General features: G+C 31.3%; 18 protein-coding genes and 1 tRNA gene. 11 read left to right on the plus strand and 8 right to left on the minus strand.

Annotated features, from left to right (window positions below):
- The first annotated feature begins 14 nt into the window (after nucleotides 1-14).
- The 3 genes from BTO06_RS11030 to BTO06_RS11040 all read left to right on the plus strand — a co-directional run bounded on the left by BTO06_RS11030 (nucleotide 15) and on the right by BTO06_RS11040 (nucleotide 3,458).
- Nucleotides 15-686, plus strand: coding sequence for a hypothetical protein (locus BTO06_RS11030; RefSeq protein ID WP_232731447.1), 672 nt, complete (start codon nucleotides 15-17; stop codon nucleotides 684-686).
- Nucleotides 687-798: 112 nt separating this feature from the next.
- Nucleotides 799-1,788, plus strand: a complete 990-nt coding sequence (pdhA, locus tag BTO06_RS11035) for a pyruvate dehydrogenase (acetyl-transferring) E1 component subunit alpha (RefSeq protein WP_100925363.1) — start codon at nucleotides 799-801, stop codon at nucleotides 1,786-1,788.
- A 23-nt stretch (nucleotides 1,789-1,811) separates the two neighbouring features.
- Nucleotides 1,812-3,458: a pyruvate dehydrogenase complex dihydrolipoamide acetyltransferase gene (locus tag BTO06_RS11040; RefSeq protein ID WP_100925364.1), complete on the plus strand. Its 1,647-nt coding sequence runs from the start codon at nucleotides 1,812-1,814 to the stop codon at nucleotides 3,456-3,458.
- A gap of 63 nt (nucleotides 3,459-3,521) precedes the next feature.
- Here BTO06_RS11040 and BTO06_RS11045 read toward each other — a convergent pair whose 3' ends face one another.
- The 4 genes from BTO06_RS11045 to aroC all read right to left on the minus strand — a co-directional run bounded on the left by BTO06_RS11045 (nucleotide 3,522) and on the right by aroC (nucleotide 8,677).
- The gene (locus tag BTO06_RS11045; protein WP_100925365.1) at nucleotides 3,522-5,675 is read right to left on the minus strand and encodes a DUF5916 domain-containing protein; all 2,154 of its coding nucleotides are present in this window, start codon (nucleotides 5,673-5,675) and stop codon (nucleotides 3,522-3,524) included.
- 1 nt (nucleotide 5,676) lies between these two features.
- Nucleotides 5,677-6,102, minus strand: a complete 426-nt coding sequence (locus BTO06_RS11050; protein WP_100925366.1) for a nuclear transport factor 2 family protein — start codon at nucleotides 6,100-6,102, stop codon at nucleotides 5,677-5,679.
- A 94-nt stretch (nucleotides 6,103-6,196) separates the two neighbouring features.
- On the minus strand, nucleotides 6,197-7,237 hold the full coding sequence (locus BTO06_RS11055; RefSeq protein ID WP_100925367.1) for a helix-turn-helix domain-containing protein: 1,041 nt from the start codon (nucleotides 7,235-7,237) through the stop codon (nucleotides 6,197-6,199).
- 378 nt (nucleotides 7,238-7,615) lie between these two features.
- Complete coding sequence (gene aroC, locus BTO06_RS11060) at nucleotides 7,616-8,677, minus strand: chorismate synthase (RefSeq protein WP_100925368.1); 1,062 nt, start codon at nucleotides 8,675-8,677, stop codon at nucleotides 7,616-7,618.
- Between the two features lie 283 nt (nucleotides 8,678-8,960).
- Between aroC and BTO06_RS11065 the strand changes: the two genes are divergently transcribed.
- The 4 genes from BTO06_RS11065 to BTO06_RS11080 all read left to right on the plus strand — a co-directional run bounded on the left by BTO06_RS11065 (nucleotide 8,961) and on the right by BTO06_RS11080 (nucleotide 12,758).
- Nucleotides 8,961-9,045 (plus strand) — tRNA-Ser (locus BTO06_RS11065).
- Nucleotides 9,046-9,484: 439 nt separating this feature from the next.
- On the plus strand, nucleotides 9,485-9,727 hold the full coding sequence (locus BTO06_RS11070) for a hypothetical protein (RefSeq protein WP_100925369.1): 243 nt from the start codon (nucleotides 9,485-9,487) through the stop codon (nucleotides 9,725-9,727).
- A gap of 481 nt (nucleotides 9,728-10,208) precedes the next feature.
- Nucleotides 10,209-11,426: an MFS transporter gene (locus BTO06_RS11075; RefSeq protein ID WP_157811816.1), complete on the plus strand. Its 1,218-nt coding sequence runs from the start codon at nucleotides 10,209-10,211 to the stop codon at nucleotides 11,424-11,426.
- A 234-nt stretch (nucleotides 11,427-11,660) separates the two neighbouring features.
- Nucleotides 11,661-12,758 carry a ParA family protein gene (locus tag BTO06_RS11080; protein WP_100925371.1) on the plus strand — a complete coding sequence of 366 codons (1,098 nt, stop codon included), beginning with the start codon at nucleotides 11,661-11,663 and terminating at the stop codon, nucleotides 12,756-12,758.
- Here the strand turns inward: BTO06_RS11080 and BTO06_RS11085 are convergent.
- The 3 genes from BTO06_RS11085 to pdxH are packed head-to-tail and all read right to left on the minus strand — an operon-like array spanning nucleotide 12,755 to nucleotide 14,828.
- Entirely contained in the window at nucleotides 12,755-13,648 is an 894-nt protein-coding gene (locus BTO06_RS11085; RefSeq protein WP_100925372.1) for a Ppx/GppA phosphatase family protein, read from the minus strand. The two genes, BTO06_RS11080 and BTO06_RS11085, sit on opposite strands and share 4 nt — an antisense overlap.
- A 13-nt stretch (nucleotides 13,649-13,661) precedes the next feature.
- Complete coding sequence (locus tag BTO06_RS11090; protein ID WP_100925373.1) at nucleotides 13,662-14,150, minus strand: SixA phosphatase family protein; 489 nt, start codon at nucleotides 14,148-14,150, stop codon at nucleotides 13,662-13,664.
- 30 nt (nucleotides 14,151-14,180) lie between these two features.
- Complete coding sequence (gene pdxH / locus BTO06_RS11095; protein ID WP_100926778.1) at nucleotides 14,181-14,828, minus strand: pyridoxamine 5'-phosphate oxidase; 648 nt, start codon at nucleotides 14,826-14,828, stop codon at nucleotides 14,181-14,183.
- Between the two features lie 71 nt (nucleotides 14,829-14,899).
- On the opposite strand from pdxH, the gene BTO06_RS11100 reads away from it, so the two are divergent.
- From BTO06_RS11100 to BTO06_RS11115, 4 genes are all read left to right on the plus strand, one after another.
- The gene (locus tag BTO06_RS11100) at nucleotides 14,900-15,823 is read left to right on the plus strand and encodes an AraC family transcriptional regulator (protein WP_100925374.1); all 924 of its coding nucleotides are present in this window, start codon (nucleotides 14,900-14,902) and stop codon (nucleotides 15,821-15,823) included.
- Between the two features lie 92 nt (nucleotides 15,824-15,915).
- The gene (locus tag BTO06_RS11105; protein WP_100925375.1) at nucleotides 15,916-18,075 is read left to right on the plus strand and encodes a TonB-dependent receptor; all 2,160 of its coding nucleotides are present in this window, start codon (nucleotides 15,916-15,918) and stop codon (nucleotides 18,073-18,075) included.
- Nucleotides 18,076-18,195: 120 nt separating this feature from the next.
- Complete coding sequence (locus BTO06_RS11110; protein ID WP_100925376.1) at nucleotides 18,196-18,618, plus strand: DUF2141 domain-containing protein; 423 nt, start codon at nucleotides 18,196-18,198, stop codon at nucleotides 18,616-18,618.
- An 18-nt stretch (nucleotides 18,619-18,636) separates the two neighbouring features.
- Nucleotides 18,637-19,260 (plus strand): tetratricopeptide repeat protein, encoded by a 624-nt coding sequence (locus BTO06_RS11115; protein WP_100925377.1) that lies wholly within the window; start codon nucleotides 18,637-18,639, stop codon nucleotides 19,258-19,260.
- Nucleotides 19,261-19,297: 37 nt separating this feature from the next.
- Here the strand turns inward: BTO06_RS11115 and BTO06_RS11120 are convergent, their stop codons facing one another.
- Nucleotides 19,298-20,728 carry a DUF389 domain-containing protein gene (locus BTO06_RS11120; RefSeq protein ID WP_100925378.1) on the minus strand — a complete coding sequence of 477 codons (1,431 nt, stop codon included), beginning with the start codon at nucleotides 20,726-20,728 and terminating at the stop codon, nucleotides 19,298-19,300.
- Between the last annotated feature and the right edge of the window lie 82 nt (nucleotides 20,729-20,810).

Consider the following 20,810-nt stretch of genomic DNA (forward strand, 5'->3'; position numbering starts at 1 on the left):
TTCTAGTAAGATTTATGATGAAGTACCTTTTTAAAATATTATTGATAAGCTTTCTTTATTCTAGTATGAATGGAATTAGTCAAGTGGATAATTCTTCTGGAGGATCTATTAAAGGTAAAACGATTGGAACTTTTAAAGCTCCTGCAAAAGAGATTAAGAAACCTAAATCTCTAAATTTCGGTAATGACAATGGTTTTAAAACTGCCAATAAAGATTTAGAAAAAAAACAAAAACAAAAGAAAGCAGAAGAAGATTTAAAAAATAAAGGAATACTTACCAAAGCAAAAGTAGCTGAAGAACGATACTTGAAAAACTTCCGTAAAATAAATGGGATGTACGATTATCCAGTTATTGACCAAGACCTCGGTAGTATTAGTACAGATTCTAAAAGTGTGAATATTATATGTAGAGATTTCCAATATCCTGATGGAGATAGAGTAACCATTTACGTAAATGATATTCCTGTTGTAACAAACCTAACACTAAAACAACGCTATCAATCGTTCAATATACCTTTAGAAGAAGGAGTTAATCGCATAAAAATAGTAGCTTTAAATCAAGGCACTTCTGGTCCAAACACAGCAGCTTTTAAAGTATACAATGATGCAGGAATGCTCCTTTCCTCAAATGAATGGAATTTAGCTACAGGAGCTAAAGCCACACTTATTGTAGCCAAGAATAAATAACTTCACGCAAACGTTTGAGATAAATCATAGATAATGCGTTTTTTATTCTATAAAAAACCGTTATTTTTGTTGCTGCATTTTTAGTAAGCAAAAAAACAAACAACAATTCAGAATGAAAAAAGTCACTAAAGAAACTTATATCAACTGGTATAGAGATATGCTTTTTTGGAGAAAGTTTGAAGACAAACTTGCCGCAGTTTATATACAACAAAAAGTAAGAGGTTTCTTGCATTTATATAACGGTCAAGAAGCAGTATTAGCAGGTGCCTTACATGCTATGGATCTTACAAAAGACAAGATGATTACAGCTTATCGTAATCATGTACAGCCTATCGGAATGGGTGTAGATCCGAAAAGAGTTATGGCAGAATTGTATGGAAAAGCAACAGGAACTTCTCAAGGTCTTGGAGGTTCTATGCACATCTTCTCAAAAGAATTTCGTTTTTACGGAGGTCATGGAATTGTAGGTGGTCAGATTCCCTTAGGAGCAGGAATTGCTTTTGGTGATAAATACCATAATAGTGATGCAGTTACTTTATGTTACTTTGGTGATGGTGCAGCTCGTCAAGGTTCTTTACACGAAACTTTTAACATGGCAATGAACTGGAAATTACCTGTCATTTTTATTTGTGAAAATAACGGTTATGCAATGGGAACTTCTGTTGAAAGAACTGCAAATCATGAAGATATTTGGAAATTAGGTTTAGGGTATGAAATGCCATGTGGACCTGTAGATGGAATGAATCCAGTAAAAGTTGCTGAGGCTGTTGATGAAGCAATTCAAAGAGCAAGAAAAGGTGACGGTCCAACTTTCTTAGAAATGAAAACTTACCGATACAGAGGACATTCAATGTCTGATGCACAACATTACCGTACGAAAGAAGAAGTTGAGGAATACAAAAAAATAGATCCAATTACTCAAGTATTAAATATTATTAAGGATAAAAAATACGCGTCTGATGAGGAAATTGATACTATTAATAAAGAAGTAAAAGCCATGGTGAAAGAATGTGAGAAATTTGCGGAAGATTCTCCATTTCCAGAATTAAATGTTCTTCACGACGTTGTTTACGAACAAAAAGATTATCCTTTTATCAAATAAATAACCACGAAAACTAAGTAAAAATGGCAACAGTAATTAATATGCCTCGCTTAAGCGACACGATGGAAGAAGGAGTAGTAGCTTCTTGGTTAAAAAAGGTTGGTGATAAAGTTGAGGAAGGAGATATTTTAGCTGAAATTGAAACTGATAAAGCTACAATGGAATTCGAATCTTTTCATGAAGGAACTTTATTACATATCGGTGTAAATGAAGGTGAAGGGGCTCCTGTAGATACTTTATTAGCTATTATTGGTGATGAAGGCGAAGATTTTTCGGCACTATTAAATCAAAGTTCTTCTGAAGCATCAAAAAGTGAAGAGTCTAAAGAAGAATCAAAAAAAGAAAAAAATACTTCAAGTAACACTTCTATTTCTATTCCGGATGGAGTTCAAGTTGTAACAATGCCTAGACTTAGTGATACTATGGCTGAAGGTACTGTAGCTTCTTGGTTAAAAAGTGTTGGAGACAAAGTTGAGGAAGGAGATATTTTAGCTGAAATTGAAACTGATAAAGCTACAATGGAGTTCGAATCTTTTTACGAGGGAACTCTTTTATATATTGGAATTAACGAAGGAGAAAGTGCACCAGTTGATAGTTTATTAGCTATTATTGGAGCTGAAGGAACTGATGTTTCTGCTGTAATTGAAGCTCAAAAAAACGGTGGTTTAACTACAACAACTCCCAGTGAAGAAAAAACAACAGAATCAAAGCCTACTGAAAAAGCTACTCCTGCTGCTCAAGAAACTGTAACAAACACTACTACTTCTAATTCTGGAGGAAGAATTTTTGCTTCACCTTTAGCTAAGAAAATTGCTAAAGACAAAGGTATTAATTTAGCAGATGTTAAGGGTTCTGGTGAGAATGGAAGAATCGTTAAGAAAGACGTAGAAAACTATACTCCAGCTGCGAAAATGGAAGCTTCTGCTCCTGTTTCTCAAAGTACAAGTGCACCAACTACTGCTCTAACTAATTTTGCTGTTGCAGGAGAAGAGAGAACTGAAGATGTTAAAAATTCTCAAATGCGTAAAGCAATCGCAAGAAGTTTAGGTAATTCTAAATTCTCTGCGCCCCACTTCTACTTAAACATTGAAGTAGACATGGATAATGCAATTGCTTCTCGTAAAACTATCAATGCTATACCTGATGTTAAAGTTTCTTTTAACGATATGGTTGTGAAAGCTTGTGCAATGGCATTAAGAAAGCATCCACAAGTAAATACTTCTTGGACAGATAATACTACTAAATACCATAGTCATATTCATGTTGGTGTTGCTGTAGCTGTTGATGAAGGATTAGTTGTCCCTGTAGTTAAACATACTGATGCTATGACCTTAACTCAAATTGGAGCATCTGTTAAAGATTTAGCTGGTAAAGCAAGAAGTAAGAAAATTAAACCAGACGAAATGCAAGGAAGTACTTTTACAGTTTCTAACCTTGGAATGTTTGGAATTGAAAGTTTTACTTCAATTATAAACCAACCAAATTCAGCAATTTTATCTGTTGGTGCTATTGTTCAAAAACCTGTAGTTAAAGACGGACAAATTGTTGTTGGAAACACAATGATGTTAACATTAGCTTGTGACCACAGAACTGTTGATGGTGCTGTTGGAGCTCAGTTCTTACAAACATTAAAAACGTTTATCGAAAACCCAGTTACCATGTTAGTGTAACTTGATTCAATATTTTAAAAAAACTCGGAGTGAGAACTCCGAGTTTTTTTATTTCCATCCATATCAAAAATCAAATCGATAATTCATTTTAAAAGCAACTCCCCAATTTGTTCTATTAAAGTTTTTATCAAAATTATTAGTCACTACGAAATAGACATAGCTTAAAGGCTTGTATTCCCATTGTAATCGACTATTCACATTAAAGTTATTTCGTTGATTGTTGTATTGAACATATGTTGTCCAGTTCAATCTATTATTAAAAAATATTTGCCCCGTAAACCTACTTAAGTGAAATATTTCTTTTCCTAATTCATTCAAATCAATAGAATTCAAATCATGGGATAATTCCAAATTAGCAAAAGGCAATAATTGATAATTAACATATAATCCTCCAGAAATCTTTTCACCTTCATAAAACCTTCCTTTTTGAAAATTTACACGATAACGTAATTGTTGATTATTTGCAGAGTTATACCCAACTTTTACATTCCAATTTTGATATCTTTTCAGTAATAAGGCCTTACCATTTCCCAATACATCAAATCCATATTTTAAATCAATATCATCATAATTAAGCGCATAATAAACTGCAGATAAATCTTTAAAGAAAACAGCAGAATTTAAAAAATGACTCATTTGATTTACACTTCCATCATCATCAAAATAAGTATTATTACTATAATTCAAATATCGAATTGAATTCAATTTTCTCGAACTATTATAAAACTTTGTATACTGTAAATAACTTGAACTTTGATAATAACCTTCTCTAACTACAACATCATTAACCGCATCATAGGTAAATAATCTTGGAGTAAAACCAACATCTGTAATATAATTTTCTTCTACTTTTTTAACGGAAAAGCCTCCTTGTAAACCACGATCGTTATAGTCTATTCCAAGATTTAAGAATTTATTACTTCCTGAACTTTCTGGATTAAAACTCATTGCGGTATTCGCTAAACCAATCCATTTGTTATTTCCAGATTTAAAATTTAAGTTTACACCAGCAACTCTATTATAATTATCAATAAAACTAAAACCATCTGTTTCTTGTCTATTAATCATAAACGCAGTAGTAGTAAGCTGTTTCGTTAACTGCTGCTCTCCAACTACAACGGAATAATTTTGAGCGTTCATATTTTCATTTTTGTTGGTTTGAACATTCATTACTCCTATTCTAGTTTTTTGAGCTACATTCCCCGATAGTTTTAAGCCGAATTGAATTTCATTCTCCGTTCCAATTTTTCTTGAATAAAACGGATTTACATCAGACGTTCCTAAGTTTGCAAATAAATCTGCATTTTCTAAAAAGAAATTTCTTCGTTCTGGAAAGAAAATAGAAAAGCGAGACAAATTAGTTACCTGTTGATCGACATCTATCTGAGAAAAATCAGGATTAATTGTCGCATCCAACTTTAAGGAAGAAGACAAATTGTATTGAACATCTAAACTCGGCCTAAAAGTAGTTTCATCATTACTATCTACATTCTGATAATTTAAAGTAACCGAAGGTGAGACTGCAAACTTAGATTGAACAGTTTCTGGAATTTTCTCTAAATTAAAACTTCTAGTAAATCGTAAATCAAATGTTGGATAATTTCTGCTTAAATCAGTAAGTATCGTCCATGAGTTATTTTTAATATCTCTTACATAAAATTGCATACCAAAGGTGGTATTTTCTTTGTCAAAATTTAATGCTTTAAACGGAATAGCAATTTCATACACCTTATTATTACCAACAACTGTTGTTTTTGTCTTCCAAACGGCATTCCAACTAAAATTTAAGCCGTATCCCATCTCATTTCGTTCTACTAAAGCATCAACTTGTGTTCCGTACGTATTTACAGCGAATAAGTTTCCATTTTGTTGTTGATGCTGAGTATCTAAAACCATTACAAAAGCGTCACTTATACCAATTGAAACATCTCTTTTTAAGGAACTCACTTGTTGTTTCGCTGTTGTATCGTGATAAACTGCACCTACAAATAGGTATTCCCCATTATGAAAAATCTTAACCTCTGTTTGATTTTCAGCCAATCCTTCATCCGTTGGTAATAGATTATGAAAATTTGTATGAATAGGAATTGACTTCCAAACCAATTCGTTTAAACTCCCATCAATTTCAATGTTTACATCTCTAAAATGTATCCATGAATCTTGAGAATAAGTGACAACATTTAATAACGAAAACAAGATTAATAGGATATTCTTCATGCTACTTATTCTCATCTACTCTTGTTGCCGTTTTACTAATAATACTCCATTTTTCACCTTTCTTTTTCAATAAGAATAAATCAATGTAAACCCATTTTCTGTCTGAACCTGCGATTTCAACCTTTGCTGTAGCTATATCTTTAATGATATCTACTGCTAAAACTCGCCCTTGTCTACCATTGAACTCACCTTCTTTTTTACCCTTAAAAAAATCAGCATATTCATCAGGCGAATATCGTTTGAAACCATTTTTTGTAGTTAAATAAAGTGTCGCATCAATCGTGAATGCATTTTTAAGTTGTTCCTTCCAATTATAAGAACTACCATCAATATAATTTTGTAATGTTAGTTTTACCTGATCTATCTCAGATTGTCCTAATAAAATTTGAGCAAAAAATAACGTGCATAACAATACGGTCTGTTTCATGAATTTTGAATTTAAATTTTATTCAAAACTCATAAAACTAGTATGTATCAAAATGATAATTTATAATTCAGGTGTCCTAAATTATAAAACTGGACTATAAAAATTGCTTTTGAAATTGTGAAGGAGTTTGACCAACTTCTTTTTTAAATGTTGCGTAAAAATTTGATTTAGAAGAGAATCCAGATTCAAAACCAATTGCTTCTAATGTAAATTCTTGATTTTCCTTTAACATTCTCTTTGCTTCTTCAATTCGATATGAATTCATGTAAGCGGCAAAACTTTTACCCAAATTATCGTTTAATAATTGTGATAATTTATGAGGAGTTATATCAATTTCTTTAGCTATATCAGATATTTTAATACTTGTATTCTTATATAAATCGTTCTTTTCGATAAGTTTCTTTAATTCTATTAATAAACTATCCGCTTCTGAAGCAGCTATTTTCTTTTCTGCATATTTCTCAGGAATATCTTCAAAAATATCTTCTCTTTTTTTCTTTGATAAAAAGAAAATTAACAAAGCGTAAAAAACAATTGAAAATGTTATTGTTCCAATAAAATATAAGTAAAATAACCCAACAATATAGGCTGTAAAAATTAACAGATTCGATATAAAAACTCCAATCAACCAAAGGTCAAAAGTAGTAGCTTTTTTTGCAATTAACTTTGGAAACACATCTTTTAAAACATATGCTGATAGTAACAAATATATTCCCCAAACTGCATAAATGAAATACACAAAAAACGTATTCCAAAAAGAACCATTTGTTTGGTATGGAAAAACAACTCCAACTCCAATAATAAATACAGAGAGAATTATAAAGGCTGCTTTCCAATTTTTAGGAAAAACTTTGGTTTGCTCCAGTGACGAGCGTAAATAATAATACAAACTAGCTCCTATTAAAAAACAGGCTGATAAACCAATTTGTATTAATGCTATATTCCTTTCTTCTCTAGGTGTAAATATGACATAGAGAGATTTACCAATTCTCATACTAAGAAACAGAACTAAAAGTCCAAATAATAAGTTTTGAACTCTTCCTTTTCTATTAAAGAATAAAAAATAAAGAGCTACCAAGAAACCATTAAAAACTCCTAAAGCACAAATAAAAAATAGTATAGGATTGTCAGACATGTAGCAATAAAATTTCGACTAAAATAAAAAATGATTAAAACAAAGTCATTTGATTTGATTGATTTTTATCGGACCAACATTAATCTAGAGATGGGATAATTCAATTTTTAAAATACTAATTTATCTTCAACTTGAATTGTATAGCTTATTCAATAAAATTATTCTATCCTCCTATTCTGGTTCCGAATCAAGAATCATCTGAATAACCTCCATTGCAATCATTAATCTGACTTCATGAAAATCGTGTATTTTAAATATGAAGACCTTTAAAACAGCAGTAAAAAAAGAAGATTGAATTGCTTATCTTGATAGATTATAAGATCAAATTTTTCAACAAAAATCTACATTTAATTGAGTTGTACTAATTAAAAATTAAATTTAGGCCTTCCTAGTTCTATTTAACAATAAAAAATCAGCTAAAACTAAAGCCGTTAAAGCTTCAACAATGGGTACTGCTCGCGGAACTACACAAGGATCATGACGACCTTTACCTGTAATTTCAGTAGCTTCACCTTCTGAATTAATTGTATCTTGATTTTGCATAATAGTCGCTACAGGCTTAAAAGCAACTCTGAAATAAATATCCATTCCGTTAGAAACTCCACCTTGAATTCCCCCAGATAAATTAGAACGTGTAGTTCCATCTGGATTAAAGATATCATTATGTTCCGATCCTTTCATTTTTGCGCCACAAAATCCACTTCCAAATTCAAATCCTTTTACAGCATTTATAGAAAGCATCGCCTTACCTAACTCGGCATGTAACTTATGAAAAATTGGTTCACCTAAACCTACTGGTACATTTTGTACAACACAAGTTATAGTTCCTCCAATAGTATCTCCGGCCTTTCTGATTTCTTTAATTTTAGTTATCATTTCTTTCGCTGTTCTTTCATCAGGACAACGAACAATATTACTTTCCGTTTTGGAAAAATCCAAATCTTGATATGGTTTGTTCATAAAGATTTCACCGACAGACGAAGTAAAAGCGTTAATGCTAATTTGGCTTAAAAACTGTTTTGCTAAAGCACCGGCTACAACCCAATTTGCTGTCTCTCTAGCCGAAGTTCTGCCTCCTCCTCTATAATCACGAATACCATATTTTTTATCATATGTATAATCCGCATGTGAAGGGCGATATACATTTGTATTGTGATTGTAATCTTTACTTTTTTGATTGGTGTTTTTTATAACAAATCCTATTGGTTGCCCCGTAGATTTTCCTTCAAAAACACCTGATAAAAACTCAACTGTATCTGGTTCTTTTCGTTGTGTAACAATTTTTGACTGCCCAGGTTTACGTCGATCTAATTCTTTCTGAACAGCCTCAAAATCGATTTCAATACCAGCAGGAAAACCGTCAATTACGCCACCAATTGCCACTCCGTGTGATTCTCCAAAAGAAGTTAATCTTAGTAAATTTCCGAAAGAATTAAACATAAACTCAGCTTTTAAAATTTAAAAGAAACGAAGGTAAGTATTTACTAGAAAATTAAAGTCTTTTCATTTTAGAAAATACCACTATTCTTCAAGAAAAATAAATTCAGTTTAAAAACAGGAAGTATCTCATAAAATTCAATTGAATATTTAAAAACTTAGGATTTGACTATTAACTATTTAGAGTACAGTCTCAAAAAAAGTTTCAAAAAAAACTGTTTTTCTTTTCGTCAATTCAAAAAGGTTCCTATCTTTGCATCCGCAAACGAGAAATCGTGAGCAGACTGGTGAAATGGCAGAGTGGTCGAATGCGGTGGTCTTGAAAACCATTGACTGTAACAGGTCCGGGGGTTCGAATCCCTCTTTCACCGCGAAAAGCTTCAAGTTTCCTTGAAGCTTTTTTGTTTTATACTATTACTGTGAAAAAGTATTTCCTTACCCTTACTCCACTTTCAATAATTGTTGTTGCGATTATTACTATTTTACTTTTAGACATTCCAAAATTCAATCTTTATGTCTATTATCATCAACATCTCGTTACATTTTTAAATATAATATTCATTATAGTAACAACCATAAATTTGATCATCGCTTTGAAAAATAAGCTATATACTAAATTCGCCTTAAATCTTGTTGCATTTTTAGTTTCACTTTTACTTCCTATACTATTACTTTTAGGAATACTGTGGCAAATTCATTAATTTTATTTGACATATTTTTGATTGACAAGAATTAATGAACACTTTAATGAAAAAATCCAGTAAAGCCTCTATTATTTTTTTCAGTATAACCATTTTTCTTGGCATAATCATGCAAATTGATTTATACATCGGCTTTATGAAAGCTACAGGAAAAACAAAAGCTCTATATGGATTAAAACATTTAAATCATTCTATTCTACCTTATGCCATCGCTTCATTTGTTTTGGCTTTGATTTTTGCTTTGACTTCCTTATTTCTGAAAGAAAAATTGAAAAACCTAATTACTCCAATCATACAAATGATTATTGGTTTTTCAACTTTAAAACTACCTTTCTGGTTATGGCTCTCCTAACACAATCAACCTTTTCTACTACCTACTGACTGCCCAATTATATCATATCCTACTTGCGTATTCAGTTTTAAAAAGATTATGTTTACACGCTTAATTTTCTTAGTTTTACAACCAAAAAATTATTATGAACGGAAAACATTTCTTCCGCAATTTTTTAATGTTGCTATTATTAGCATCATTACTGCTTACTTTTACAATCAGTCACTCTTTTATTTATTTAGCTTCGGCTTGTGTAATTGCCATAGCAATCACTTATATAAACGATTAACCAACAACCTTCCATAAAAATGAATCACTATGTTTACTTATACGGTTTTTTAACCGCTATAATAATTGATATTTGCATCAAATACTTTATAACCGAGCACTACCAGAAACTGGCTAAAAACACTTCTAAAATCATTATGATCTTAACGGTTGTTTTATATGCCGCTTTTATTTCTTGACTAGAATATTAAACCAAAGAATAACCCTAATTAAAATGCAAAAAATCCAAGACCAAAAACACTCAAAAGAGACTTTTCTATATGTTTTAATGAACACATTAGAAAGAGCATCTTTCTACGGACTTCGAGCTTTACTAGTATTGTACATGATAGGAGAAACGTTAAAAATGGAGCACAATAAAGCTTTAGAGGTTTATGGTATATTTTTTACGTCTATTTTATTTTCAAAAATTCTTGGTGCTCTATTAGGAGATTTAGTTATTGGAAATAAAAAAGCTATTATTGCAGGCGCTCTCTTGCAAGCTTTAGGAGCATTTTGTCTTTATAATTCTTCAATCAATAGTTTATATATTGCTATATTTTTAGTAAGTCTTGGTTCTGGATTTTTCACCACAAACTTACATTCGAATTTCGGAAAACTTTATGTAGAAAAACTTCAATTATCTGATGCTGGATTTACTATTATGTATTTATCAGCCAACTTAGGTTCCTTTTTCGGAATACTTTTACTAGGCTCTTTTGGCGAAAATTATGGATACAACAACGGTTTTTTGGTAATTGGTTTCTTAACTCTTTTATCAATTGTACCAATTTTGTTTATTAAAGAAGGTTCAAACCCCCATAATCTTAATATAAATCAAATCTCATTTAAAAGACGTTTAAAGGTAATTTTATTGACATTTAGTATTATTGGATTATTTTGGTCTTTATACCAACTATCTTCGTCTCGAAATTCAGAGTTAATATTTCAATTCCGCGAAATTTCTGCACTGAATATCTCCAGCTATCTATGGAATTCATTGAGCGCAATGTTCATACTTCCAATTAGTATTGTTGCAATATTAGTATGGACTTTCTTTTATATCAAACAAACGTACAAGTTAACTTTTGGTCTTTTATTCGCCTTTATATCGTTAGGATTACTGTACTTAATCCCAGAAATTCCTAAAGAAACACATGTCTATATCTATATCTCCTCTTTACTATTATTCTGCTTCTCAGAAATACTCATTGCTCCAGTAGTTCAAACCACATTAGTAAAATATGGGAATCCAAAGTACTTAGCTATTTTAATGAGTTTTATTAGCGTACCTGTTAGACTATTTTCGTTATTAGTAATCCCTTTTGAAGAAGAATTAACAGGTTCAACGGATGTAAGTTTCAATGTTAGTTTTATTGGAATTGCTATAATAACTCTTAGCCTTATCTCTTATAGTCTATTGATAAATAAAAAGACTAAAAAAAGTCATTAGAACATATAATACAAAAATACTTTGTTGTTCAGCGGTTAATATAACACTAGTATAATTGATAATAAAAGCTAATAAGTACAAAAAACTGAAGCTTGCAACTTCAAATAATAGTTAGATTTATGATATTTTTCATGTAACTAGGGAAATCAAAATCACAGAACTCACTCATTTTCAATTATTTTACTATTTTTACGAATATAGTTTGTAAATGTCGTTTAATTATCTCCAATTAAGATGGGCAAAATAATCTCTATTTGTAATCAAAAAGGAGGCGTTGGTAAAACTACTACCTGCGTTAATCTATCTGCTGCTTTAGGAATTCTTGAAAAGAAAGTTCTTGTGATTGATACTGATCCTTTAGCAAATGCTTCAACATCTTTTGGATTCTCTTCTAAAAAATTGAACAATCCATCTTTACAACACATGGACCTCACTTCGGTTATTAGAAATAATATTATATTAACAAAATCTCCTAATGTTGACTTGCTTCCTTTTATAGAAGATTTAAACCTTTTTAAACGTACATCAGAAGTTTCAAAATTCAATAAAGCAATACAATCAATTCACAAATCCTATGACTTTGTAATTATAGATTGTGTTCCTTTTTTCAAAGCAAAGAATTTAGACATTTTAACCTGTTCGAATTCGGTTATTATTCCTGTACAATGCGATTACTATGCTTTGGAAGGATTGCATAAATTTTTAAAGACCATTCGTTTCACTAAAAAAAACTTAAATCCAGACTTACACATAGAAGGTTTTTTGTTGACCATGTATAACAAGCGATTAAAACTCTCTAATCAGGTAGCGCATTACATGCGTGAGTATTTCAATGATTTAGTCTTTGATAGTATTATTATGAGAAGTTCCAAAATTACGCAAGCCCCAGGTTATGGACAAAGTGTTTTAGAATTTGATATCAATAGTGACGGAGCGCAGTGCTACCTGCTTTTAGCTAGTGAAATTATATCGAAGGAATCTGTTAAGTTAGAAACCCCAATGATTCCAGAAGAGAAAGAAAGCATGTTTAATAACAAGCAACTTTCTAAAACTACTCATGACGAAGTCACGGATGACTCTATCTTTCAAAAGGTATTACAAGCTACAACTTCGATAGAAGAAAAATTCAATACTTTGCCTAAAAACTTTGACTCCTTAATTAATAGACAAAAGGCATACGTAAAAAATAAACTAGGAACTTGTTATAAAAATCACCTAGGAAAAGTTTGGGTGTACAAAATAAATAAGAGCAAATTATTCAAAAAGAAATTTTTACATATTTACTTTAAAAATGATAGTGTTTCGCACTACAGCACCAAATGGTTTAGTTAAATGATGTTATAATATAAACTTTTAACAATTCCATCGGATAATCCTATTTTTGGAACATAAATCCTTCTTGCTCCACTCCACTTCATTGCAGATAAATATATTTTCGTCGCAGGAACGATTACATCAGCTCTATCTGGGTTTAAACTTAGCTCAGATATACGTTCTTCATAAGTCATCTTTTTCAAGAACTCTAATTGCGCATTTAAATACACATAAGAAATTGGACGACCTAAATCCAAGCCAGACATTTTAAATATTTTGTTAATATTTCCTCCAGAACCAATTAAAGATACTCTTTTGTAATCTTTGGTGTTTTTTGAAATCCATTCTTGAACTTTAGAAAATATCTTTTTATTCTTTTCTTTAGAATTATTAATTAAACGAACCGTTCCGATTTTAAACGATTTTGATTTGATTAATTTCCCTCTTGAAAATAAAGTAAACTCCGTACTACCTCCGCCAACATCAACATACAAGTAAGTCTCATCAGAATTAATTAAATACTTTAAGTCTGTCGAAGAAATGATAGAAGCTTCCTTCGCTCCATTTATAATATCTATCTCAATACCAGATTCATCGTAAATCTTACTTACTATACTTTCTCCATTTTCAGCTTCGCGCATGGCAGAAGTAGCGCACGCTTTGTATCGCTCTACACCATGAACATTCATTAGCAAACTGAAAGCCTTCATAGCATCAACCATTCTATTTATATTATTCTCAGAAATTTCTCCAGAAACAAATGCGTCTGCTCCCAAACGAATTGGAACTCGTACCAAAGAAGACTTTTTAAATTTAGTCTCCTTTCCCTTTTCTTCAATTACATTTGCTATTAAAAGTCGTACTGCATTCGAACCTATGTCAATGGCTCCATATTTTTTTATTTCCAAAAGAAACTAATTTTTATTTATGGTGTTTGGGAAACTCAACTAAAACTGTTGTTCCCTTTTTAATATCTTTCCAGTGTTTCTCTTTAAATTTTATGCCTACTACACCACAAGTAGATACATGAGCAATAGGTTGGCTTCCAAATTTATTTACAAAAGTATTTATCCCGTGATCGTGACTGAAAATTATTGCACTATCAAAATTATCATCTAAAGCTTTCACTGTTTTTACCAAATAACCATCACTAAAACTATACAACTGCTTACTAATTTTAAGATTTGCCATAGGATATCCAAAGTTTTCGCAAAATATAATCCCAGTATGTAATGCTCTATTAGCACTACTGGATATAAAAACATCAGGACGAGTAATATTCTTTGCCAAATATTTTGATATCAAATGTGCGTCGTTTATACCTCTTTCTTTAAGAGGACGATCATGATCTTTAACACTAACATACTTCCATGAAGATTTAGCGTGACGAACTATATAAATGGTTTTCATTCAATATAAAAAAGATTCTCAAATATAGCACTAAGGAGCTAATCGTTCAAGCTTCCATAAAAAATCTTTTAACAAAGTATATCGAATTCTATCGTGTAATCGATTTGGTCTGCCCTGCCAAAACTCAATACTTACAGGTTTTACAATAAAACCTCCCCAGTGTTTTGGTCTCGGAATATCTTTACCTTTAAACTGATTTTCAAACTTCCGCAAAGAATCTAAAAGCACTTGTTTATTCTCTACTACCTCACTTTGATTTGAAGCCCAAGCACCTAGTTTACTTCCATCTGGTCGAGATTCAAAATATCCATCTGACAAATTCTCGGTGATTTTTTCAGCTTTTCCTTTAATGATGATTTGACGCTCTAACCCAGCCCAAAAAAAAGACAAACAAACGCTGCTATTTGCTAGAATGGCCTTTCCTTTTTCAGAGTTGTAATTCGTGTAAAAAATAAATCCTTCATGTGTATACTTTTTTAGTAGCACAACTCTAGTTTTCGGGAATCCATCAAAACCTATTGAAGAAATACTCATTGCATTGGCTTCATCAACCGTATCCGAATCATCTGCCTGCAAAAACCAATCACTAAATAGCTCTATTGGGTTTTCAGGACAGTTCTGCTCTAACAGTTCCCCTTTTTCGTATGACTTTCTAAAATCACTTAAATCTTGCGACATATGTACAAATTTTGTTCTGTAAAAATACAATTTATATACGATTTCGTTTTTAATCTGATACATTTGTTACCATGGAAATTAATAAAAAGAACAACCACTTATCGGTAAGAATGCATAACGCGATTCAATATATTGAAGAACACAATGACACCAAACTTTTATTAGAAGATGTAGCACAAAAGGCATTTCTTTCTCCTTATCATTTTCACAGAATCTTTAAAACCATTACAGGAGAAACCTTTAATAATTTTGTTAGTAGGAAAAGGATAGAAAAAGCTGCTAACTTTCTCTTGCACACTGAAGATAAAAGTATATCAGAAATTACCGATTTAACCGGTTTCTCAAGTCTTTCATTATTTTCCAGAACATTTAAAAAGTTTTACGGGATAAATCCAACTGAATTTAAAGACAAACGAAATAGTAGATTTAGCAAGATTAGTAAAACAAAAAGCAAGAATGGGAAAGTAAATACAGAGCTCGAGGAATACATTTACAACATGAAAAAATTTGTAAAATATATTGACGAAAAAGCTGCTAATTTAGAGGTGATTAAAATAAATGATATCTCTGTAGCCTACGTACCGCATATTGGTGCATTCGATAATGTTGGAATTGCTTTTGAAAAATTACTAAAATGGGCTTACCCGAGAGGTTTAATGAATGAGCAACCTAAAATAATGTCCATTTATCACGATAGTCCAAAAGTAACAAAGGAAGCTAAATTAAAAATGAGCGCCTGTATTGGTTTAGAAAAAGCTACCATTGATACTTCCGAAATAAATACAAGAACTATTACAGGAGGAAAATATGTGAGTGCAGAATTTTCATTAGGCTTACATGAGTTCAAAAAAACATACGAAGCCTTATTTGTTTGGGTTTTTGATAAAGGATTTAAACTTGATGATACACGAGATCCTTTTGATGAATATCACAATAACTTTAATGAGCATCCGCAAAAATTATGTAATGTCACTATTTATATTCCTGTTCAATAAACAATTCGTCTTAATTTTTTCACAGTTCGGTATCTCTTTTTATGATAAGGTAGAGATCTGATTCATTTTTGTTGCATAAAACAACAATTAAAATGAAACCACTTATTTCTTTATTAGTATTGATTAGTACTTTTTACTCGTTTTCTCAACACAGCATTTCTGGAAAAGTAATTGACTCAAAAGGAAATCCTATTGAGGGAGCAAATGCTTATCTTGAAGGAACTTATGATGGAACTTCTTCTGATAAGAACGGAAACTTTTCTTTTACTACAACAGAAGAAAACATGCAAACTTTAGTAATTTCTTTTGTTTCATTTGAAACCTTCATAAAAACTGATACAGTTGAAAACTTGAGAAACATTTCAGTAAAACTTAAAGAAGATGTAAACACATTAGACGCCGTAGTTATTAACGCTGGAACTTTTGACGCAGGTGAAAAAGCCAGAGCTGTGGCATTAAAACCCATGGATATTGTAACTACAGCAAGTGCGTTAGGGGATGTTATTGGGGCATTTCAAACATTACCAGGAACCTCGGCTAATGATGAAGACGGAAGATTATTTGTTCGTGGTGGAGACGCTGAAGAAACACAAATTTTCATTGATGGAATCCGTGTATTTAATCCATTTATACCAACGGGAAATAATATTCCAACAAGAGGTCGATTTTCTCCTTTTCTTTTTAAAGGAATATCATTTTCTACAGGTGGATATTCTGCAGAATTCGGACAAGCACTTTCTGGTGTTTTAGCCTTAAACACGATCGATCAACCAACACAAGAAAAAACTGATATTCAATTTATGACTGTTGGTGTTGGAGTTGGAAACACTCAAATTTGGGATAAGAATTCATTCAGTATTAACACTTCTTATATAAATTTAGCTCCATATCAATATGCATTTCCAGATAGAAACCAATGGAACGAACCTTACGAAGGAGCAAGTGGAGAAATGGTTTATAGATACCAACCAAACGAAGATGGGTTATTAAAACTATATGGTGCTTTTAGTTACAGCAATTTCGATTTAATTCAAGAAAACATAAACTTTGACAATGGATTCAGGTTTGGTTTACAAAACACTAATCTATATTTCAACGGGTCTTACAAACAAAGACTTGGAAATGGATGGAAAGTTTCTGGAGGAATTGGTTATACAAATGACTCTTCTGATATCAACTTAGAAAGCGATAATGTGAACAATGCAGAAAATTCTGCTCATTTTAAAATGAAAGCTCAAAAAAGATATTCAAGTAGATTAAAGTTTAATTTTGGTGCAGAATATTTTATTACTGACTTTAATGAAGATTTCATTCAAAGCTCAACTTCAGATAGTTTTAACCTGAATTTTGACAATAATATTTTTGGTGTATTTACAGAAGCAGACATTTTCTTTTCAAAAGAATTAGCTACCAAAATTGGAGTTCGACTAGAAAACAATGAATTCTCTAATGAATTTACATTTTCTCCAAGAATTTCATTAGCATACAAAGCCGGGAAAAATGATCAATTCTCGTTAGCTTATGGAGAATTTTATCAAAACCCGAGAAACGAATACTTAAAATTTGCTGACAATTTAACATCTGAAAAAGCAACTCATTATATCGCCAACTATCAATATATAAAAGATCGTCAACAATTTAGAATTGAAAGTTATTATAAAAAATATAATAATCTGGTTAAATTTGATAGTGAGATTGCTACAGCCGTTTCCAACTTTACAAATACTGGTGACGGATACGCGAAAGGAATTGATTTGTTTTGGAGAGATGGAAAAACCATAAAAAGCTTAGATTATTGGGTTTCTTATTCATATTTAGATACCGAACGTGACTTCAGAAATTACCCAACTGATGCGACTCCAAATTTCGCTTCAAAACACAACTTATCGGTTGTTGGGAAATACTGGGTAGATTCTTGGAAAACTCAATTAGGAATTTCTTATCGTTTCGCTACAGGTAGAACTTACACCAATCCTAATTCAACAGGGTTTCTTAATCAGAAAACTAAAAACTATAATTCTGTAAGTATAAATGCAGCTTACTTAATTAGTCAACAAAAAATATTGTATTTCTCAGTGAACAATGTTTTAGCAACTCAAAACGTTTTTGGTTATGATTATAAAAACACGCCGAATACTAATGGAGTTTCCGAAAGACAAGCATTACGACCAAATGCAGATCAATTCTTTTTCGTAGGATTTTTCTGGTCGATTAGTGATGATAATAAAAGTAATCAGTTAGATAATCTATAGAAACAAAATTTAATTGATACTTTCAACAACAATTCAGTTATGAAAAACGACAATTCGGTAAGAATTTTGAGGTTATCAGTTGAAAACAATAGATATTTGAACATATAAAAATTAAAAATTATGCAACGAATCATTTTATTAGCAAGCCTATTTCTTTTCAGTTTTATACAAAAAGTTACTGCGCAAGAAACACACACCATTACTGTTGAGTTTAACGGAATGGAATCTGATAAAGGAAACTTATACGTAGCACTTTATGACAAAGAGAAAGATTTCTTGAAAAAATCAATCAAAGGAGAAATTGTAAAAATAACAGACAAAAAAGCTACTGCTGTATTTAAAAACATTCCTGAAGGAGAATATGCCATTTCTGCTTTTCATGATGAAAACGATAATAAAAAAATGGACACTAAAATATTTGGAATCCCTAAAGAACCAATTGGAATGTCTAACGATGCAAAAGGATTTATGGGACCTCCAAAATATAAAGATGCAAAATTTGCCGTAAAAGGAGATGTGTCTCTGAAAATTAAAATGAACTAAACAACTAAAGATAAAATCATGAAAAAAATAGCCTTACTAATAATAGTTTTAATATCTACCAATATTGTTGCCCAATCCAAATATGAAAAAGGAATGACAAAAGCTTTTGAATTATGGGGACAACAAAAAACCAATGAAGCTTGTCAGTTATTTGAAAGAATTACAAAAGCTGAACCTGAAAACTGGTTACCGCCTTATTACGTTGCAACATTAGAAATTTTAGGAAGTTTCGGTATTAAAGACGAAGCTAAACTGAATAGTAAGCTAACCAAAGCTCAAGAGTTTTTGGACTTAGCTAAAAGTTTATCACCAAACAACCCTGAAATAATGATAAATCAAGCGTTATTGAATACGGCTTACATAGCATTTGATGGGCAAAAATACGGGATGACATTATCAGGAAAGAATTCTATGATTTATACAGAAGCTCTTAAAATAGCACCGAAAAACCCGCGAGTTGTTTTAGGAAAAGCAGAATGGGACATGGGAGCCGCTAAATATTTCAATCAACCTATAGAACCTTTTTGTAAAGATGTAAAAAAATCTATCGAGTTATTTGAAATTGAAGAGCTACCGAAATTCTATCCGAAATACGGAAAAGACAGAGCCAAAGAAGTTTTAAAACAATGTAAAAAGAGTTAATAAAAAATCCCGCTAAATTTAGCGGGATTTTTTATTTCTATTTTTTTAAATATAAAGTATCTAACTTCATTTCATTCTGAAGCCACTTATGCAACTCAGCTTGCTTTTTCTTAATATATGATTCTTTCAATTTACTATTCCAAACGACTTTTGCCTCAGGAATTGTATCTACTTTGATAAAATCTTTTGTTGCTAACACTTTAGAAAAACGAATTTCTTTCAAATCATTAAATCGAATTTTAGCATCACGCGCAATTACACTAAACGGAATATTGCTTTTATCTGTTTTCTCAATAGTAGAATTTAAGTTTGAAATTTGAGATTTTAAATCTTTAATCTCTTTATGTAAACCACTAATAATTGAATTCTTTTCATCTAAATCAGAAAACGCTCTAGTTAATGACTTTGAAATGTCATCTGCACTTCTAGATTCATTAGCATTTACAATCAACTTATAATCTTTTAACTTTTCATATTCTTTTAATTCGTTCTCTAAATCAGAAACTGTTGCCTCTGGAACTTTTCCATTGAAGAAAAGAACAAATTGCTTTTCCTCTTTATTTATTTTTTCTTTTTGAAACCAAAGTTTGTCATTTACATCAATCTCATTCTTAATATAGTCATTTACATCTCTATTAAACCTACTTTGTTCCAATACATTTAAAAAAGTCCACACAGCAGGAACCATTGCTACCAAACCAAAGAAAGTAGCTAACTGAGCAATTCTCTTTCTTTTTTTAGAATTTACATAACGAATCATCGTAAATCCTAAAACTTTTAAAACTAAAAACGTGGATAAAGCAATAAAGGTTGTATTAATTATAAACAAATACATTGCTCCTAGGAAAAAATTAATATTTCCTACTGCTAATCCATAACCCGCCGTACACAAAGGCGGCATTAATGCTGTTGCAATTGCTACACCAAAAATAACAGAGGCAATTGTTCCTTTTTTCGTACGAGCAACAATTAATGCTAAACCTCCAAATATTGCAACCAATACATCAAGTATGTTAGGCTGAGTTCTTGCTTCTAATTCAGGTGTCAATTCTGTTAATGGTGATAATAAAAAATACAAGTAGGCTGTTGCAACACTTAAAAAAACCATCACCAACAAGTTAACAAATGAGCTTTTTAAGGTATCAATATCATTTATCGCAAGAGACATCCCTATTCCTAAAATAGGTCCCATAAGAGGAGAAATTAACATGGCTCCAATAACTACAGCTGTCGAACTAACATTTAATCCAATAGATGCTATAAAAACTGCAAATATTAAAATCCATGCTGTCGCCCCTTTAAATGGAATATCATTTTTTATCGCCTCTATTGTAGCTTCCTGATCAGTATCATCTCTAAAGTCTAAAAGCTCGTTCATGAAGCTTTTAATGCTTTCCCATAAGCCTTTCGCTCCTTCTTTTACAGCTTCTTTAGATTTATCAATTTCTTCCTTTTTAATTTCTTCCATGTAATAAATTCTCTTTTGATACGAAATATACGAAAAGATCACTAAAATCGTTCATCTATAGATTCCGACCATTAATCTAAGG

This window comes from Tenacibaculum sp. SZ-18 (genome assembly GCF_002813915.1).
Lineage (GTDB): Bacteria > Bacteroidota > Bacteroidia > Flavobacteriales > Flavobacteriaceae > Polaribacter.

Coding starts and splice junctions, on each gene's coding strand:
- BTO06_RS11110 (WP_100925376.1), top strand. CDS start 18,196: ATGCAACGAATCATTTTATTAGCAAGCCTATTTCTTTTCAGTTTTATA.
- aroC (WP_100925368.1), bottom strand. CDS start 8,677: ATGTTTAATTCTTTCGGAAATTTACTAAGATTAACTTCTTTTGGAGAA.
- BTO06_RS11100 (WP_100925374.1), top strand. CDS start 14,900: ATGGAAATTAATAAAAAGAACAACCACTTATCGGTAAGAATGCATAAC.
- BTO06_RS11075 (WP_157811816.1), top strand. CDS start 10,209: ATGCAAAAAATCCAAGACCAAAAACACTCAAAAGAGACTTTTCTATAT.
- BTO06_RS11090 (WP_100925373.1), bottom strand. CDS start 14,150: ATGAAAACCATTTATATAGTTCGTCACGCTAAATCTTCATGGAAGTAT.
- BTO06_RS11040 (WP_100925364.1), top strand. CDS start 1,812: ATGGCAACAGTAATTAATATGCCTCGCTTAAGCGACACGATGGAAGAA.
- BTO06_RS11115 (WP_100925377.1), top strand. CDS start 18,637: ATGAAAAAAATAGCCTTACTAATAATAGTTTTAATATCTACCAATATT.
- pdhA (WP_100925363.1), top strand. CDS start 799: ATGAAAAAAGTCACTAAAGAAACTTATATCAACTGGTATAGAGATATG.
- BTO06_RS11030 (WP_232731447.1), top strand. CDS start 15: ATGATGAAGTACCTTTTTAAAATATTATTGATAAGCTTTCTTTATTCT.
- BTO06_RS11045 (WP_100925365.1), bottom strand. CDS start 5,675: ATGAAGAATATCCTATTAATCTTGTTTTCGTTATTAAATGTTGTCACT.
- BTO06_RS11105 (WP_100925375.1), top strand. CDS start 15,916: ATGAAACCACTTATTTCTTTATTAGTATTGATTAGTACTTTTTACTCG.
- BTO06_RS11070 (WP_100925369.1), top strand. CDS start 9,485: ATGCAAATTGATTTATACATCGGCTTTATGAAAGCTACAGGAAAAACA.
- BTO06_RS11055 (WP_100925367.1), bottom strand. CDS start 7,237: ATGTCTGACAATCCTATACTATTTTTTATTTGTGCTTTAGGAGTTTTT.
- pdxH (WP_100926778.1), bottom strand. CDS start 14,828: ATGTCGCAAGATTTAAGTGATTTTAGAAAGTCATACGAAAAAGGGGAA.
- BTO06_RS11050 (WP_100925366.1), bottom strand. CDS start 6,102: ATGAAACAGACCGTATTGTTATGCACGTTATTTTTTGCTCAAATTTTA.
- BTO06_RS11080 (WP_100925371.1), top strand. CDS start 11,661: ATGGGCAAAATAATCTCTATTTGTAATCAAAAAGGAGGCGTTGGTAAA.
- BTO06_RS11120 (WP_100925378.1), bottom strand. CDS start 20,728: ATGGAAGAAATTAAAAAGGAAGAAATTGATAAATCTAAAGAAGCTGTA.